Annotated in this window: 21 protein-coding genes and 1 tRNA gene; 9 read left to right on the top strand and 13 right to left on the bottom strand. The window is 45.2% G+C overall.

The window, feature by feature from the left end:
- Window positions 1-115: 115 nt before the first annotated feature.
- Window positions 116-946, top strand: coding sequence for a D-amino-acid transaminase (gene dat / locus QFZ78_RS13125; RefSeq protein ID WP_307548082.1), 831 nt, complete (start codon window positions 116-118; stop codon window positions 944-946).
- A gap of 97 nt (window positions 947-1043) precedes the next feature.
- Here dat and QFZ78_RS13130 read toward each other — a convergent pair whose 3' ends face one another.
- Complete coding sequence (locus QFZ78_RS13130; protein ID WP_307548084.1) at window positions 1044-1883, bottom strand: lipoate--protein ligase family protein; 840 nt, start codon at window positions 1881-1883, stop codon at window positions 1044-1046.
- Window positions 1884-2534: 651 nt separating this feature from the next.
- Here QFZ78_RS13130 and QFZ78_RS13135 point away from each other — a divergent pair.
- The 3 genes from QFZ78_RS13135 to QFZ78_RS13145 all read left to right on the top strand — a co-directional run bounded on the left by QFZ78_RS13135 (window position 2535) and on the right by QFZ78_RS13145 (window position 6406).
- A complete protein-coding gene (locus QFZ78_RS13135) occupies window positions 2535-4325 on the top strand; it encodes a DEAD/DEAH box helicase (RefSeq protein ID WP_307548086.1) in 1791 nt (596 codons plus the stop codon).
- A complete protein-coding gene (locus tag QFZ78_RS13140; protein WP_307548088.1) occupies window positions 4322-5332 on the top strand; it encodes a YqhG family protein in 1011 nt (336 codons plus the stop codon). Before QFZ78_RS13135 ends, QFZ78_RS13140 begins: the two co-directional genes overlap by 4 nt.
- A 123-nt stretch (window positions 5333-5455) precedes the next feature.
- Window positions 5456-6406: a hypothetical protein gene (locus QFZ78_RS13145; RefSeq protein WP_307548090.1), complete on the top strand. Its 951-nt coding sequence runs from the start codon at window positions 5456-5458 to the stop codon at window positions 6404-6406.
- A 45-nt stretch (window positions 6407-6451) separates the two neighbouring features.
- Here the strand turns inward: QFZ78_RS13145 and QFZ78_RS13150 are convergent, their stop codons facing one another.
- The 3 genes from QFZ78_RS13150 to QFZ78_RS13160 form a co-directional block, all read right to left on the bottom strand.
- Window positions 6452-7102: an SGNH/GDSL hydrolase family protein gene (locus QFZ78_RS13150; RefSeq protein ID WP_307548092.1), complete on the bottom strand. Its 651-nt coding sequence runs from the start codon at window positions 7100-7102 to the stop codon at window positions 6452-6454.
- A 127-nt stretch (window positions 7103-7229) separates the two neighbouring features.
- Window positions 7230-7427 carry a YqzE family protein gene (locus QFZ78_RS13155; protein WP_171649191.1) on the bottom strand — a complete coding sequence of 66 codons (198 nt, stop codon included), beginning with the start codon at window positions 7425-7427 and terminating at the stop codon, window positions 7230-7232.
- A gap of 79 nt (window positions 7428-7506) precedes the next feature.
- Window positions 7507-7788, bottom strand: a complete 282-nt coding sequence (locus tag QFZ78_RS13160; RefSeq protein WP_307548094.1) for a hypothetical protein — start codon at window positions 7786-7788, stop codon at window positions 7507-7509.
- Between the two features lie 166 nt (window positions 7789-7954).
- On the opposite strand from QFZ78_RS13160, the gene QFZ78_RS13165 reads away from it, so the two are divergent.
- Window positions 7955-8191, top strand: a complete 237-nt coding sequence (locus QFZ78_RS13165) for a hypothetical protein (RefSeq protein WP_307548096.1) — start codon at window positions 7955-7957, stop codon at window positions 8189-8191.
- An 84-nt stretch (window positions 8192-8275) separates the two neighbouring features.
- Here the strand turns inward: QFZ78_RS13165 and QFZ78_RS13170 are convergent, their stop codons facing one another.
- Window positions 8276-8929 (bottom strand): Bax inhibitor-1/YccA family protein, encoded by a 654-nt coding sequence (locus QFZ78_RS13170; protein WP_307548097.1) that lies wholly within the window; start codon window positions 8927-8929, stop codon window positions 8276-8278.
- A gap of 196 nt (window positions 8930-9125) precedes the next feature.
- Window positions 9126-9209 (bottom strand) — tRNA-Leu (locus tag QFZ78_RS13175).
- Window positions 9210-9360: 151 nt separating this feature from the next.
- Between QFZ78_RS13175 and QFZ78_RS13180 the strand changes: the two genes are divergently transcribed.
- Window positions 9361-9540, top strand: coding sequence for a hypothetical protein (locus QFZ78_RS13180; protein WP_307548098.1), 180 nt, complete (start codon window positions 9361-9363; stop codon window positions 9538-9540).
- Between the two features lie 72 nt (window positions 9541-9612).
- Here QFZ78_RS13180 and QFZ78_RS13185 read toward each other — a convergent pair whose 3' ends face one another.
- Both QFZ78_RS13185 and QFZ78_RS13190 read right to left on the bottom strand, forming a co-directional pair.
- Window positions 9613-10362, bottom strand: coding sequence for an adenosylcobinamide amidohydrolase (locus QFZ78_RS13185; RefSeq protein WP_307548100.1), 750 nt, complete (start codon window positions 10360-10362; stop codon window positions 9613-9615).
- 10 nt (window positions 10363-10372) lie between these two features.
- Window positions 10373-10636: a hypothetical protein gene (locus tag QFZ78_RS13190; RefSeq protein ID WP_307548102.1), complete on the bottom strand. Its 264-nt coding sequence runs from the start codon at window positions 10634-10636 to the stop codon at window positions 10373-10375.
- Between the two features lie 152 nt (window positions 10637-10788).
- Here QFZ78_RS13190 and QFZ78_RS13195 point away from each other — a divergent pair, with 152 nt between their 5' ends.
- Window positions 10789-11106, top strand: coding sequence for a hypothetical protein (locus QFZ78_RS13195; RefSeq protein WP_307548104.1), 318 nt, complete (start codon window positions 10789-10791; stop codon window positions 11104-11106).
- A 96-nt stretch (window positions 11107-11202) separates the two neighbouring features.
- On the opposite strand, the gene QFZ78_RS13200 is transcribed toward QFZ78_RS13195, so the two are convergent.
- Together QFZ78_RS13200 and QFZ78_RS13205 are read right to left on the bottom strand one after the other, a co-directional pair.
- Window positions 11203-11529: a hypothetical protein gene (locus tag QFZ78_RS13200; RefSeq protein ID WP_057306882.1), complete on the bottom strand. Its 327-nt coding sequence runs from the start codon at window positions 11527-11529 to the stop codon at window positions 11203-11205.
- 80 nt (window positions 11530-11609) lie between these two features.
- Complete coding sequence (locus QFZ78_RS13205) at window positions 11610-12179, bottom strand: xanthine phosphoribosyltransferase (protein ID WP_057306883.1); 570 nt, start codon at window positions 12177-12179, stop codon at window positions 11610-11612.
- Between the two features lie 269 nt (window positions 12180-12448).
- Here QFZ78_RS13205 and QFZ78_RS13210 point away from each other — a divergent pair, with 269 nt between their 5' ends.
- Window positions 12449-13165: a hypothetical protein gene (locus QFZ78_RS13210; protein ID WP_307548107.1), complete on the top strand. Its 717-nt coding sequence runs from the start codon at window positions 12449-12451 to the stop codon at window positions 13163-13165.
- Between the two features lie 80 nt (window positions 13166-13245).
- On the opposite strand, the gene QFZ78_RS13215 is transcribed toward QFZ78_RS13210, so the two are convergent.
- Complete coding sequence (locus tag QFZ78_RS13215; protein ID WP_307548108.1) at window positions 13246-13851, bottom strand: DedA family protein; 606 nt, start codon at window positions 13849-13851, stop codon at window positions 13246-13248.
- Between the two features lie 141 nt (window positions 13852-13992).
- On the opposite strand from QFZ78_RS13215, the gene QFZ78_RS13220 reads away from it, so the two are divergent.
- Window positions 13993-15033: a YkvI family membrane protein gene (locus tag QFZ78_RS13220; protein ID WP_307548111.1), complete on the top strand. Its 1041-nt coding sequence runs from the start codon at window positions 13993-13995 to the stop codon at window positions 15031-15033.
- Here QFZ78_RS13220 and QFZ78_RS13225 read toward each other — a convergent pair.
- Together QFZ78_RS13225 and QFZ78_RS13230 are read right to left on the bottom strand one after the other, a co-directional pair.
- Window positions 14965-15402 carry a hypothetical protein gene (locus QFZ78_RS13225; protein WP_307548113.1) on the bottom strand — a complete coding sequence of 146 codons (438 nt, stop codon included), beginning with the start codon at window positions 15400-15402 and terminating at the stop codon, window positions 14965-14967. The two genes, QFZ78_RS13220 and QFZ78_RS13225, sit on opposite strands and share 69 nt — an antisense overlap.
- 37 nt (window positions 15403-15439) lie before the next feature.
- The gene (locus tag QFZ78_RS13230) at window positions 15440-15718 is read right to left on the bottom strand and encodes a hypothetical protein (protein WP_307548114.1); all 279 of its coding nucleotides are present in this window, start codon (window positions 15716-15718) and stop codon (window positions 15440-15442) included.
- Between the last annotated feature and the right edge of the window lie 10 nt (window positions 15719-15728).

The following is a 15728-nucleotide window of genomic DNA, read 5'->3' on the forward strand; positions in this document are numbered from 1 at the left end:
CTAGGATAACACATATCATTTCTTTTTAGAACATTTGTTCGTTAATATTTTAAATGTCTACGATAAGCATTCAGTGCTAGTTATCATAAGTAAACGCATAAAGGAGATGTTGGATATGTATTTCTTTAAAAATGAATTCGTCAACAAGAAAGACGTTTTTCTTTCACCGGATGATCGTGGGTACTATTTTGGAGATGGGATATATGAAGTATTCCGAGTATATAACGGGAAAATTTACGAGCAAGCTGCTCATATGCAGAGACTCCAAAGAACCGCTAGTGAAGTGCGGATAGATCTACCTTTTACTATTGAAAAAATGGGTCATATTCTCACGCAACTTATCGAAAAAAATGGTCTAAATGAAGGCACTGTTTATATGCAAATCACCAGGGGCGAAGCTCCACGGGCACATCCGTTCCCCGCGCAAGTCGAACCCATTCTGCTTGCCTTCTGTACAGAGGTGCGCAGACCCGTTGCTACGATACATAATGGCATTAACGCAATCACATTTGAGGATATCCGCTGGTTGAGATGTGATCTCAAAACGCTTAATCTTCTCCCAAATGTCATGGCCAAACAAGCAGCTCTCGATCATGGAGTGCAAGAAGTCGTGCTGCATCGAAATGGCACTGTCACAGAATGCAGCGCCTCTAACTTGATGATGATCAAAGATGGCGTGCTTTACACGCACCCAGCTAACCATTTGATCCTTCATGGTATTACTCGGGCTGTCGTTTTGAGATTAGCTCACTCACTAAAAATTACGGTTAAAGAAGAACCCTTTACGACGGAGCAGCTTCTGCTGGCTGAGGAAGCTTTTATCACAGGAACTACCGTGGAAATTACACCTATCTTACAGATTGATGGCAAAGCAATTGGGACCGGCGCGCCAGGTCCGATTACTCGCAGTCTGCAGAGTGAGTTTGAACGTACTTTTGCACAATAAAGTTCAATAGGTAGTATGATGTCCCAGAATACCAAAAAAAGCTCGATCCTTTCTTAGAAAGGTCCGTGCTTTTTTGCACTTTCACTCACTCTTTCGCTTAACGACGCAAATTCCACTCATCCGTGCCATATTTCTCACGCACAAGACGCTTAGAAAGCTCAATTTCATAAGGTGTCAACGATTCCTCAACAAGCTCCACACCAAGTCCCAGCGCGATCTCACGACGAAACGCTTCTTCCACCTGACTAAGTGTTACCGCCTCTTTTCCTTGCGCCCGAAGCAGCTCGTTTATAGCCACAGCTTTCTTCAAAAAGCTAGTCTTCATCCGCTCCGCAACCTTCTCGTTTGAGAAACGCAGCATGCGAAATAGCTGATCGGTATCCATGTCGAGCAGGATGGAGCCGTGCTGCAGCACGACATTTTTTTGCCGAACCTGCGCGCTGCCGGCGACTTTGCGTCCCTCAACAACCAGCTCATACCATGAGGGAGAATCGAAGCAGGCCGCTGATCCAGCTGATGCGTACTTCTCTTTCTCCTCATCATTTGCGAGCTGCACCATTTCTGCGCCCAGCCCAAGCGCCCGAAATCCTTGTAAAAGCCCCTCGCTCAGCACGCGATAGGCATCTGTCACATTACGCGGAATACCCGGATAGTCCTCGGCAACGATAATGCTATACGTCAGTTCCTTATCATGTAGAACGGCTCTCCCACCAGTTGGACGCCGTACGAAGCCAATTCCCTCCTTTGCTACCGCTTCCTGATCGACTTCCGATGCCTTTTGAAAATAGCCAATCGATAGCGTTGCCGGATTCCATCCGTAGAAACGTACCGTCGGAGGAACGATTCCTTCACTGTGGGCGGTCAGTATTGCTTCATCTAATGCCATATTTTCAGCAGGTGAACGATCTCCTGTATGTATGAATCGCCATGTCGTCATCTCTTTCTGCACCCTTTCCCACTTTGCTATCCGAAGACAACCTATATCATATCATAACAAGTACATATAACTCCAAAAGCATAAATCTAGCTACTCTGAGTAATCAAATCTCCACACGGGAAGCTACAATTAGATGTTATTGCGGGAGCATCAAGAGTTACAATGTCAGAGATTACCGTCTACTAACTAGTTGATGCAAATGTGCAGCATATATCCGAGTTTCCAACACGAAACGAGATTAACTGCACGATTTGCAGCATATCTTTCAAATACGCTGTTAAAGGCTGAATTTGATGTCCTTTTTACATCATTTCAGGTTTCGCGCCTCTTAGTGGACTTTCTCTTCGATATCGTTCACATCAACTTCCAAGGAAAAGTTATGAAAGCGCCTCTTCTGGACATACTAACACGTATTCGACGTAAAACTGGTGAGCTTAGTGCCATTTTCCGGCTCTGAAACCCAGTACTGGTTCTTTCTGAGCAAAGTATTGATGAGAAGTCCGAAATGGACTTCTCATCGCTAGAAGGATGCTTATTACCGACAAATGTATGCTGAGAGAGCCGAAATGGACTTCTCAGTTTTCTTGCGAACACTCAGCTCATGCTTACGAAGACAGTTTTGCTACGCAAAACCTTAAGGAGGGCACATCGATGCGTCAACATGAACAGCAAGAGAACATTCGCCCCATTCATAATCAGCTTGATATGCACTTTGAGAGGGACTGGTTTACTGAGCTGGATAATCGTGTGCGCGGCGGTGGTCCTTGGGACGACTGGACGCTGTACCAGCTAGCCTACGAATCGGAAGAATCGGGGCTTATTTCTACGTTTGATGAAATGCAATGCCTCGTTCATTTAGGGCAGCTCGAACCTATGGCTCATCAGATTGATACGGCGAAACGTGTGCTTAACGAGATGCGTGGCCGGGCTATTTTGGCCGATGAAGTTGGACTTGGGAAAACGATTGAGGCTGGTTTGATTTTAAAAGAATATATGATCCGCGGTTTGGTCCGCAAAACGCTTATCCTCGTACCCGCTTCCCTTGTGCTGCAATGGGTCCGGGAATTGAATAGCAAATTCGGCATTCCAGCTGTTGCTCATAAAAAAGCCTACATGTGGAAGCAAAGCGACGTCATTGTTGCCTCCATGGACACCGCCAAACGTGACCCGCATCGCGAAATTGTCATGGGTCTTGAATATGACATGTTGATCGTCGATGAGGCCCACAAGCTCAAAAATAAGAAAACGACCAATTACACCTTCGTGAACGAGCTGCGTAAAAAGTATTGCCTACTGCTCACCGCCACTCCGGTGCAGAACGACCTGAAAGAGCTTTTCAATCTCATCACCCTGCTCAAACCAGGTCAGCTTGGGATTCATAGCAGCTTCAAAACCAATTATGTGGTTGGCAAAAGGACACCGAAAAACGAGGGTCAGCTTCAACAGGAGCTATCCAAGGTTATGATTCGCAACCGTCGCGGCGACGGAGGCGTTCAGTATACGAAAAGGGTAGTTCGGAATATTCCTCTCACGCTCTCGAATGATGAACAGGCACTCTACGATGGGGTAACGAATTTCGTTCGAACGCGATATCAAGAGAGTGCCGGTGATCTCAGCAGTATGCTTTCGCTTATCACTCTGCAGCGCGAAGTCTGCAGTTCCCGGGACGCCGTATTCATCACGCTCGTCAATTTGTTCAAGAAAACAGCCGAGGACTCACCGCAGCGCGCCAAAATATGGGAGCTTGTCGAGTTGATTCGCAGTATCAAAGCGAACACCAAAGCAGAGACCACGATGAAGCTCGTACAAGATATTAATGATAAAGTCATCATTTTCACCGAATACCGCGCTTCCCAAGAGTATCTTCTCAACTACTTGAAGGAACATAAAATAACCGCTGTCCCTTATCGAGGCGGTATGAATCGCGGTAAAAAAGATTGGATGATGGATTTATTCCGTAATCGTGTACAAGTCCTTGTCGCAACAGAGGCTGGCGGTGAGGGGATTAATCTACAGTTTTGCCATAACATGATCAATTTCGATCTTCCTTGGAATCCCATGCGTGTTGAACAACGAATTGGCCGTGTTCATCGACTTGGACAAACGCATGATGTCAACATTTATAACCTATCCACTAGAAATACGATTGAAGAGCATATTCTCTCTTTGCTGCACGAGAAAATTAATATGTTTGAGCTAGTTATCGGCCAACTCGATACCATCCTCGAGAAAATCGAGAAAAAAGGCTCCCTCGAAACATCGTTGTTCCGCATGGTCATGGAGGCAGGCTCTAGCGAAGATATACGCAGAAAGATCGATGAGCTAGGCCATTCATTTACCGAGGTCAAATCAGAAATTGAACAAAATCCGGTATACGGGGCAGCCTTCCAAGGCATTCTTGATGCTGTTGGCGGCACGCAAAACATTGAGGTAAGGCCATGAACAAACGCAATATTCACACGTTCGTCATGCGCTTTCTTGAAGCTTATAACTGTACGATTCTAGAGAAATCACCCGCTTACGTCACTGCAAAGCTTTCTCCTGAGGCAGATAGAGAGATGACAGGACGCCCTTACTATTGGAGCTTCGTAGAACGAACAGGAGCTGCAGCCGAAACGATGACCTATAAGTTCATCTTCGATCCTGAACAGATGAAGCTGGAGACGAAAGCGAAGACCACCGCAACAGCTGTCAAAAGCCCACCTAACGTGGGAGGACCAAGTCAAGATCAAGGCCTGGGCCAGAGCCAAACTCCTCAGCCACCTGATGGAAACTCAGACAGCATTCTCGGCCGCTATTTCGGTTTCGTACCTACGACAGTCATCTCCCAGCGGCTTCCGCAGGACGAAGTGACCTTTGGCAGTAGGCGTCTGGAACAAATGTTCAACATTGTCCGTGAACACGGACGATTCGTTCATTTGTTCGAGGAACCCTTCCCGATGAGTGCTACCTATCATCCCACACTTGTCTATGACACCTGGTTCTGCGTGAACTACAAGGTAGAACTTGCTTGCGACCGCAAACGAAGTGAGATTCACTCTCTCGCTATTCAACTAAATAGCGGTGAAATTCGGGAACATTTTCATAAACACATGCTTACCAAGAGCCTCTCTCCGAAGCTTCCTGCGAATAGTCACATTTTACCTGACACGATTTCACTGCCTAAAGCCATTAATGCTCTTGAAATGATGCTCGAACGTAAGGTTAGTGCATATGATCATTCTTGGGCCGATGAAGCTAACGAGCAGCACCGCAGCGAAATCGATCGTGTGGAAGCTTATTACAACGGTCTCCTGCTGAGCGCTGAGCCTGACAAAAGAAACGAAATCGAAACCCAATGCCGCAATCGTCTGCAAGAAATCGACTGGCAGCACAAACCTCGTATTGTCGTATCTGTCATCAATTGCGGATTGTTTCATTTGAACGCTGGGCGAACACCCAGGAACTGACGCCAGTCGCTAAAACATCGCAAAATTAACACTACAGGTTCTAACAATCTTTTTAAGGCATAAGAATTACAATAGGTTAATAGGTTCAACCACTAGAGGTTAACGATAGGTAGGTGAACGAGGATGAAGCTGTGGACAACATGGAAGGCGGCCTGCATCATTAGTGTGGGCAGTTTATTATTCATACCGCTCCAAACCTCTGCAGGCGACTCCATAGAACGGACAAGCTATACGCAGACGGCAAGGGAAACGATAGCTAGTAATACAGTGACGAAGCCGTTACCAGATTTGCGGAGCGAATCCTCTTTGACCGCTACGATCAACGCTTGGCGAACAACTCTCGCTCGGGAATCGGGGTTTGAAAGCTGGCAGACGGCAATCTGGAACAGTTATCCACTCGGACCCGGCACACATGGCTGGGTGGTTATCCTCACCGATCATGGACTGGATGTTGGCTACATGATCGTACATGCCACGGACAACGGGTCCTTCCGATTAACCGAATACGGAACAGGCAAAAATCCGCTATTCAGCTTGACCACGCTGTATCGTTCTTTGGTACAGCAGGAACTCATTCCAACTACTACTTCTTACTCTGATTTTGTTCAAAATGAAAAGATTTTGTTAGACCGACTTTACATGGACCAGCTAACTGCTGTGTGGAAAATAAGTTTCGACGATCAAACTTACTATTTGGAAGCCAAATCCGGAGAGCTGCTTCCGCTCAAAGAAGACCCTATCCCGAGGATTAAAGAGGATCAGCCAGAAGCAACCGTTCTGTCGAGCAAAGCTCAAACGGCGTCATTTCCCGCCTTTGATCCTTATGATCGACTTCCATGGGTCCAAGGCAAACCGCTTAAAGTGACCAAATTGAGTGAACTTCAAAAGGCTTTAAACCCTCAAGCTAAGCTTACCTATGTCACCGAGCTCTATGATGGTCAAGTCACGCTGCCGCTCGCCATTCTTGGTTATCAACAATGGGTAGATGGAGATTCCTATCTGACTTTAGATCATGTTGGACCACGTTATGTGCTGCTAGAGACTGCTTTAAAGTTAGGCCATATTTTTCCGTAAAAAAAGCCTTAGACCCGCTATATCCAGTGGTCTAAGGCTTTCTGCTTACTTCCAAGCAAAATCAATAGCTTTAAGAAAAGCTTTAGCTAAAATGGTATGCCCTACGTTGTTCGGATGTACACGATCCCAAGCGATGTAAGCAGGGTAGTACGCCTGGAGAACAGGTTCGAAAGCAGCTTGCGTATCCACGAAAAGGGAACCCGTTTCTTCGGCAATCTGTTTCACGACTGCCCCGTATTGATCCATTTTGGAACGCATGGCATCTTGGGGATTCGGCTCTATGTAAAAGGGTGTCATCAATACAAGCCCTTTTACTAGAGGACGCGTCTGCTCGACTAGCTCTCTTAACGTCTTTTCATAAGTCTCAATGCCCACTTGCTTTTCCTTTTGGTGAGGTACGTCAAAATGCCTCCAGACGTCATTAATACCGATCATGATAGATAACCAGTCCGGTTTCAAATCGACGACGTCCGTTTGCCATCTGGCTTGAAGATCAAGCACTGTATGCCCGCTGATACCCACATTAACAGTACGAATTTGAAGCTCTGGATACGTGGCATTGATCAGCCCGTCCACGATAGAAACATAGCCTTTACCTAAGGCTCCGAATAATCCTTCGCCAATTGGTCTTGATCGTTCGCAATCTGTAACGGAATCACCAATCATGACGAGCTTATTGTTTTTCTCAAGTTTCATTTTGACTTTTTCCCCCAATTTTTGGTCGTACATTCGTCCTGACTATATTCGATATGTATACAAAAAAACCTCTCGCACCGATGATCAGGATGAAGGTAATCTCCCGATTATAGGTGAAGAGGCTTTGTCATTTTACCTTTTTTGGTTTTGCTTGATCAATCAGCATCCGCGTGGCCAGCGGCAGCATGCCGAACCAGCGTGTTTGCCAGCTTTCCCGCTGTTCCTTGCTAATGGCTTTAACCTGCTGTCGAACTTCCCTTGGTGTTTCTATATACGTGACGACTTGCTGTGTTATGTACTTAACCAGATCATCGCTTTTTGCCATAAGTCCACCTGCCTTCTATCCCTATTTTAACCACAGAGACAGGAGCTTAAACTTGCAAAAGACAGGTGGATATAGGGGATTAACCGATTTTGCCGCCACTCTCTACAATAATTTTGTCTGCAAAAGATTTAATCGTGCTGCAACCGAGCAGCATCGGTTTATTGTCACACTGCAATAACAAGGTATGAGCGTTTGTATCCCACGCATATTGGAATCCGACATTCATACCAACCACTGTAATCATGAACTTGCCTTGCGCTGCATTAGGAATCGTAAAGCCCTGCTTTCTGCCGACTTGTTGTAAGGCTTTGAATACCGAAGACGAAATCCCTCTATACGTCCATGTGCTGCAAGCCGCCATAGGTCATCTCCTCTCTCCCCTTATAGGATCATTAAATTGTATGAACAGAGAAAGCAAATCGTGCTTGTTTCTTTAAAATCCACTGATCATAGCGTAGTCTTACACTTCTATTCGCGTTATCCAAGCATATACTAGAGCAAGTAGAGAGAGAGAGGTGTTGGCTTGGATGTGGAAACAGATGCTGCTAACAGAGCAGCTAGAGATTCAAATGGACGAATCTAATCATCTACTCGAGGTGAGATTGAGCAGAACCGAGCAGGAGGAAACAGCCATCGTTCGATTGAACCATGCTGAACTCATCCAAATCCTGCATACCCTGCTCGAAATTAATCGAAGCTTCCGCGGAGATATCTCCTATTTTCATTCCGTTCAAGTTCAGGTCAAGCATAGCTCGATCTCCTAAGATAGCTTTCAAGCAAAAAAGCACCTTCGATTCCCACCCTACGGTGAGAGACGAAAGTGCTTTTTGGTTTCTCTGACGGTCTGTTTAATCCCTGTTTAACCCAACAATTGAGGCTAGAAACTTCAAGATATACAAGAAGAGATTAATGAAATCGAGATAAATATTTAATGCCGCGAGCGGTACTTCTTCTACGGATACACCGTTTCGGTATTGAGCCACATCATAGAGAACCCAACCACTGAAAATCAAGATGCCGATCATCGACCATACGAGGTTCATCGCCGAACCAAAATTAACGAACATACCGACCACACTCATGAGCACGAGCCCAATCGTTCCTGCAAACAAGAAGCCGCCTAGAAAGCTGAAATCGCGCTTCGAACGATGAGCATAGAAGGCAAGTCCGCCGAATATTGCTGCAGTCGCGAAGAATGCGCCCGATACAACATTTGCCCCCAGCTTACTGCCATACGCCATTATGATCGGGTAGAGGGTAACCCCTGAAATCGCAGTAAATGCATAAAGAAAGCCGTATCCGATATGCTTGCCGCGAACCCGAATGATGATCGCTGCCACCAGCATGACTACCTCAGCAATGATGAAAAGCATTATCATCGATGGCGGAACGACAATTGCACCGATCAATGTCCCTAGGAAGGAAACCAACAGGGAAATTGCAAACGTTTGAAGCACATGAGCAAAACTACCAGAATGCGTAACCGTAATCGTTCTATCCATGAAACATCAGCCCCTTTGTAATGATGTACAATCTATACTATGTATTATACCTAGTTTTCATGAAAGTCGCTATACACCTATGCGTTCATAGCATTAGGCTCAATACCAAATCCCAAATTTATGGAAAAAGACGGACATGGTTTCATAAAAAGAAAACAACCCCTTCAGATGTATCTGAAAGGGTTGTTACTTGGTATGCGATCAAGAGGACTCGAACCTCCACGGGGGTAAGCCCACACGGACCTGAACCGTGCGCGTCTGCCAATTCCGCCATGATCGCGTATACGGCTGCTCTATGAACGAAGTAGTCATAATAGCTGCGACAAAACTTAATATAACACGGGAAATGAGAGCTAGTCAACGATACTTTTACAATTCGTGAATAATTCCTCCCTTCACTCCTAACCCTATTCGCAAAGGAGGAATGACCTATGAATGAGGAAGAAATCAACGCCTTGGAACCAAAATATACAGGCAATCAAAGAGATCTTACAGAAGGTGAAGCAGAAGCCATTGTGCATGATCCTAACTACAAAAGTGAAGATGAGGATGAGTCTGGACTAGGCACGATTGCAACCGCAGCTGCGTTCGGAGTTTTCCGTAGAACTTAACTAACCAAGCTTGAATCCTTCAAGCAAATGCGAGAGCCAACCAAATGGATCATGCCCTACTATCCACATGGATCAGTAGGGCGTTTTTTCGTACAGTTGACCGGAATGCATGGTGGCTTCGTATACCGTTCTTCCGATTAAGTAACCCAGCGCAGTCGCTGTACCTGCGTAACGATAGGTCTGGCCGCGGCAAGTTGCAGCAATAAGTACGGCATCGGTTGTCGTTCCTGTCGCTGGCTGGCCCTCAACGAGGATACCTAATGCTTGAAGAGCCGCAGCTTTGGCCTCAGTTGCTGTAATGACCGCATTAACCATGGCCGCGTCGGTTAAGCAACCGTTGATAACGACAATCGTGTTAATTGTTCCAGGGTAAAGGGAAGCGGCAGGAAGTTCAGCTCCAGCTCTCGCCTTATTCCCTAGCCCCACCGTAACCCACGAGCAAACATGGAGGGGCTCCTGCTCTGGCTCCATCGCAAGTTTCTGACTGAATTCGCTGATATCACCGTCTATGCCAGATTCCCAGGTAAAGCTGCTGTAGCCAACGTCCTTTACCTTCGCCGCGGTCAGCATACCCGCTGTTTCTTGGGGATTCAAACCCTCACATTGGATGAATTCGCCCATCTCACGAAGCGGATCAGCCTCATTATACAGCTTGTCCACTTGCCGATTCATCATCACCTTATGTGTGCCGAATCCACCGCCCCAAGGCGAAGAATTCAGTGTTCGCATTGGATTTTCGCTGCAAATTTGCAAGTACGTACCTTGGTGAGAACTTATCAACTCCATGCGAATACCAGAGATAGGAACCTCCATTGATCCCATCCATGCATCCTTATTCGTCATCAGAAACACTATCTGGTTCGATGGGATCCTGCGGAAGCATGAATTCAGGAGGTCTTTCGTCCTCGTATGGTTGATAGATATAATGGCGTGCGAGCTTGACTACTTTGCGGTTTTTCTTGCGGATTAACACGCTCTCATCATCCCAAGCAACTACAATTCCACGTACATCATTCGTTGGGTTGACGTCCCGAATAACACGCAATAATGTGCTATCAACTCTATATTGATCAAGCTGTTCTTCCGATATCATCATCTTACCTCCAACATTTCATATGTACTACTTTAGCATACACCAATTCGCATTTAGTTCAAACTTTACATAAAACCGCTTTACTGAGGTTAACTTAACTAATGACGAAACAATGCTAACGCAAATCGCAAACTTACTCCATGGGAGGTTCTATAGTGGATAAAAAAACGTACTACATTAACGTTGGCACGGGGGAAGTTTTGGAAGACAAAGGAGCACTTAATTTTGAATTCGAGATCTCGGCAACCGAGGAAGAAATTGATAAGCTTCAAGAGCTTTTTGAGGAAACCGATAACTCCTCTCAAGGCAGCTACGCAACTTCTTGGCTTCCTTGGAAAGTTTATTACTCCAATGAGGCCAATCAGGAATACGATTATTATTTAACTGAAGTGTATCGAACCCTGTATAAGCTCGGGTCCGAACAAACGAAAAGGCATATTGAAAGCATGAACATTCTAGAAAATGGAGTCTGAGTTTAAACCAAGAAAACAATTCCATTTTAAACCACAGAAAAAGGCCAACGAATCCTCTTCGGATCCATCGGCCTCTTTCTTATATATGGGCATTAATTAGCTAACATGTTCCTTCGAATCATTCGTTTCGTACCAGAAATCAAGGACTTTGCTAGACATTACGCGCTTCTGAATATACTCCACTTGTGCGGCAGAGAAATGTTGTTCCCACTCGATTGTCAGTTCTGTGCAGAGCTTTACGATCGTTAACAACTCGGACCATGCTACATATCGTTTGTACCAGAAAAATTGAGGGTGTTCGATCATATACGGATACAGATCATCAAACTCTGTATGCTTACAATCTAGCGCACGTTCAAAATGTGTTTTGGCTTCCCCAAGCTTTGTCATAAAATATTCAATGGAACCATTTTCGATACCCATAGATGTCAGCCTCCTCTCATACCATGTATTCATTATAAAGGATAAATCGGTTTGAGGGAAGTCATGAGCAAATTGTAAAATCAGTTAAAAGTGATTTGCCCATTCGCCAGTGAGGAAATACGCGCTAGGGATTCCACACGAATTCCACGCTCTCGAATCGAGCTTCCACCAGCTTGGAATGATTTTTCTACCGCAATACCGACACCAACAAGCTCAGCTTCCGCTTTTTCAATGATGCGAATTAATCCTCGTGCTGCGTCTCCGTTAGCGATAAAATCATCGATCAGCAGAACTCGCTCGCCTTTGTGAAGCAAATGAGAGGATACCATAATGTCCGTTACAATCCCTTTGGTAAAAGAAGGCACACGTTCACTATATGTATCTTGATCCATGGTCAACGTCTTCTTCCGCCGTGCAAATATCATGGGAACCTCAAGATGTAAAGCTGTCGTATAGGCAATCGGAATACCGGACGATTCTACGGTAAGCACCTTGTCAGGCTTCGTTTCTCTAAACAATCTTGCAAATTCTTTGCCCATCTCCATGATGAGTACAGGATCAACCTGATGATTAAGTATGGCATCCAGCTTTAGCACTTGATCCGATACGACTACACCGACCTCTAAGATCCGCTGTTTTAACAATTCCATGATTTCTAGCCCCCTAAACCTTTCTATTATGAGTAAGTTACCATATTGATGAAGTAGGTTTCAAGTCCCAATTTGTGAATATCCCTTTTTGAAGTGAAACTTTTACTCTTCATAAGGTGTCTATATGTATATAGGGTTCAGCATTTTGAAATTTGTCTACAATTGCTCACATTTAGGTAACTTGATGCATTGAAATAGAACCAGAAAACAGTATGATTAGTAATGTTGCATTTTTCACTCCAATTATTCGGCAGAAAGGATAGATGACGATGAACAACCTGCTTAGACCTATCATACTTGGCTTTATGCCAGTAGCAATTGCTTCATTACTGTTAGCTGGGTGCCAAGAGTCATCTGCTCCTTCCGGACAGCCTACTATAGATCCAACTAACCATGTACAAAATAGCCCGATTCCAGTTAGCACCCCCCCAGCGATTGTAGTAGCAACTGCGACAGCAGTACCTTCACCATCACCGGAAGAATCGGCCAAGCACGAGGCACAAGTCGCAGGCACGTCCAAAACGGATTTAACAGACATCCCGCAACTATCTGCAAGTGCGAAGCCAACGGCCAAGCCGAATATTAAAGCAGAGGATGCGTATCAACAGGAGAAACCAACGTTAATGGGCTTAAAGCTCGGAACGAGTAAGGACGTTGTGCTCGAACGTTTTGGGAAGGCGAAGAAACAATTCGTTATGGATGCAGATGAAGACGCCATTCAAGTTTATGACTTCACGGATTTCTCCGTAGGCTTCAATAAGAAAGATGTACTTGAATTCGTTGACGTACATTCCACAGAGATTGATCCTGGACTTCGCGGATTGCGCCTCGGTCAGAAAGTCCAAGACGCTATCGCAATTCTAGGCAAACCGGACACCAACTCAACCTATGTTCTCTCCTACAAGTCGCAAGGCACATTGCTCAAGCTCGACATTGATCCGAATGAGAGTACCATCCAATCGATTAAGCTTTTCGCTAACCATTAATTTGCTAAGAATACGGAATAAGACCATGAATGCTCCTCTTATAGGATGACACTCATGGTCTTATTTCATGTGTATGGGAATCAGGCTGCTTTCCGTCTCCGGAATCGGAAGTAAATGACCGTTCCAACAATAGCTATAACTGCTATAGTCAATATGCTTATTCCCATGTATTTATGTATTAAATGAAATAAACCCTCCAAGTTACTGCCAATAAAATGCCCTAATGTTAAAAAGGTTGTACACCACAGCAGCGCGCCTGTACCCGCAAAGAACAAATACTTATAAAACTTGACTCCGCTTACGCCTGACAAATAACAGGTGAAATGACGAACCCCCGGCACGAAATACCCAAAGAAAACGGTCCAGAGCCCATACTTCTTAAACCAACCCTCGGCCCGTTCAATCCGTTTCGGTGTTAGTTTGAACCATTTGCCATACCGGTAAAGAAAGGGTTTACCCACACGATGACCGATTAAATAACTAACAACCATCCCTGTCATCGTGCCTGCATAAATCACAATTAACGTTGTTCCAAAATCAAAGGGCCCTCCAAGTGCCGTTAAAGAACCTACAAAAGCCATAAGGGTTTCATCTGGTACAGGTACCCCAATGATTCCGGCAGATAGCAAAAGGTATAAAGCAATATATCCATAATGACTTATGAAATCATATAGCAATTCCTTCACAAAAAACTCACTCCCGCATTGTACTTCGTCTTATTCATACCTATTTTAGCAGAAACGACAGCTTGCCCCAAGTTCCAGTCATGCGCATGGGATCACGAACATACCTTGTACTATATCAAACGAAAGAAAGCGGGGCAATCTATGCGAACAGGTTCACAGATCGTCCGTGTTGCCTTTACCTACATTGGAACGGTTGTTGGAGCAGGGTTCGCTTCTGGACAGGAAATCCTGCAATTTTTCACACGTTACGGCTGGCTAGCCACATTGACGATTGCTTTATCCAGCATACTTTTCATCTGGATTGGTATTAAACTCATGCTGATGGCTCATGATCTGAAGGCCTCATCTTATGAGGATTTGAATCGAGCCATTTTTGGCAAAAGAATCGGTAACGCCATTAGCTTGTTTATGATGGTCGTCCTATTTGGAATTACAACCGTCATGCTAGCCGGGGGCGGAACGGTATTTGAGGAACAGCTGCACCTCTCATACCAAACAGGACTCTTCGTGACATTGGTACTCGCCTATTTCGTATTGTCACGCGGAATTGGCGCTATTATGACAGTGAATTCAATCGTAGTTCCCATCATGCTGCTCTTCAGCCTGGTCATCGTCGTTTATACGTGGCATTCGCCATCTTCAGGGAACTGGTTGCGCATTACAAGCGATGATCCATTAGAAAAAATATGGTTCGCACCTTTCCTCTATACCGCCTTTAACTTAGCGATGGCCCAAGCCGTGCTCGTCCCCATGGGAGCATCCATTCGCAATCGATCCGTTCTTTACTGGGGCGGACTGCTTGGCGGTGCAGGCATTGGTCTGCTTCTGTTATCTGCACATTATGCACTCTCTGCACAAATGCCAGGTATCGCACAATTCGAAATCCCAATGGGAAATATTATTACCCGACTAGGGTCCGTACCGCAAGTTGCTTATCTGCTCGTCATATACGGTGAGATTTTCACGACCTTTATTGCTGACGCCTACGGCTTGTCCCAGCAGCTTCAGCAGCGTGTAAAACTAAACCCAAAGGTTATTCTGATCAGTATCCTAGGGTTAAGCTATCTGATAAGTCAAATTGGTTTCAAAATACTGCTTTCCGCTTTGTATCCCTTATTTGGCTTTATCAGTGTGATCTGGCTCGTTCTGATGATCTGGCGGAACCGTAACCGTGCGATGTAAAGCACCTGTCTGAATAAAACCAAGAACGATAACCAAACGTACAAACAACAGAAGCATGCCCATAGCAGAAATAATGATTCCTGTGAGCAAGTAGGAGAAATGGAAATTGGCAATTATCGTTTGATCTCGCCAAACAGCAAATAACTCGGCTATCAATAGTAAAAGACCAGTGATAAATAATAAGATGACTGCGTAATCAATGACCGTCCATTTTGAAAAGTATTTTACGGCAATTTCCACCTGACCCTCTGGTTTTGGGGCTGCCGCCTGCTGCTTCCACAGCTGATGAACCATCCAAGCTGTATATATGGCAACCCCGGTTACAAAAAGGCCCAGCAGGCCACCAATAATGGCTAATAACATGTTCATAAAGCTGATCCCCCCTTCATTCAATCCTTACTTGCTGCTAGCCATGACGCAACGCATAAATGAGAACAAGCGTTAATAGGAAACAGAAGACGGGAAGCGAATAAAGGATAGGGAGAAGCAGCCAACTTGGAAGACTCATGGCCGGAAGCCAAAACAGCTGCAGACGCTTTTCTCCAACATGACCCTCATCTTCCACGGATGATTTGACCGCTAAAGCTTCCGTTGCGCCTTCATTCCATTCGATCTTCCCCTTCTTCCATCCGACCTGATAGGTGATTTCCCGATGCTCTTTCTTCTTATCGTTTCCAGACTCCATTTCCAATTCC

The sequence above is a fragment of the Paenibacillus sp. V4I5 genome, assembly GCF_030817255.1.
Classification (GTDB): domain Bacteria; phylum Bacillota; class Bacilli; order Paenibacillales; family NBRC-103111; genus Paenibacillus_E.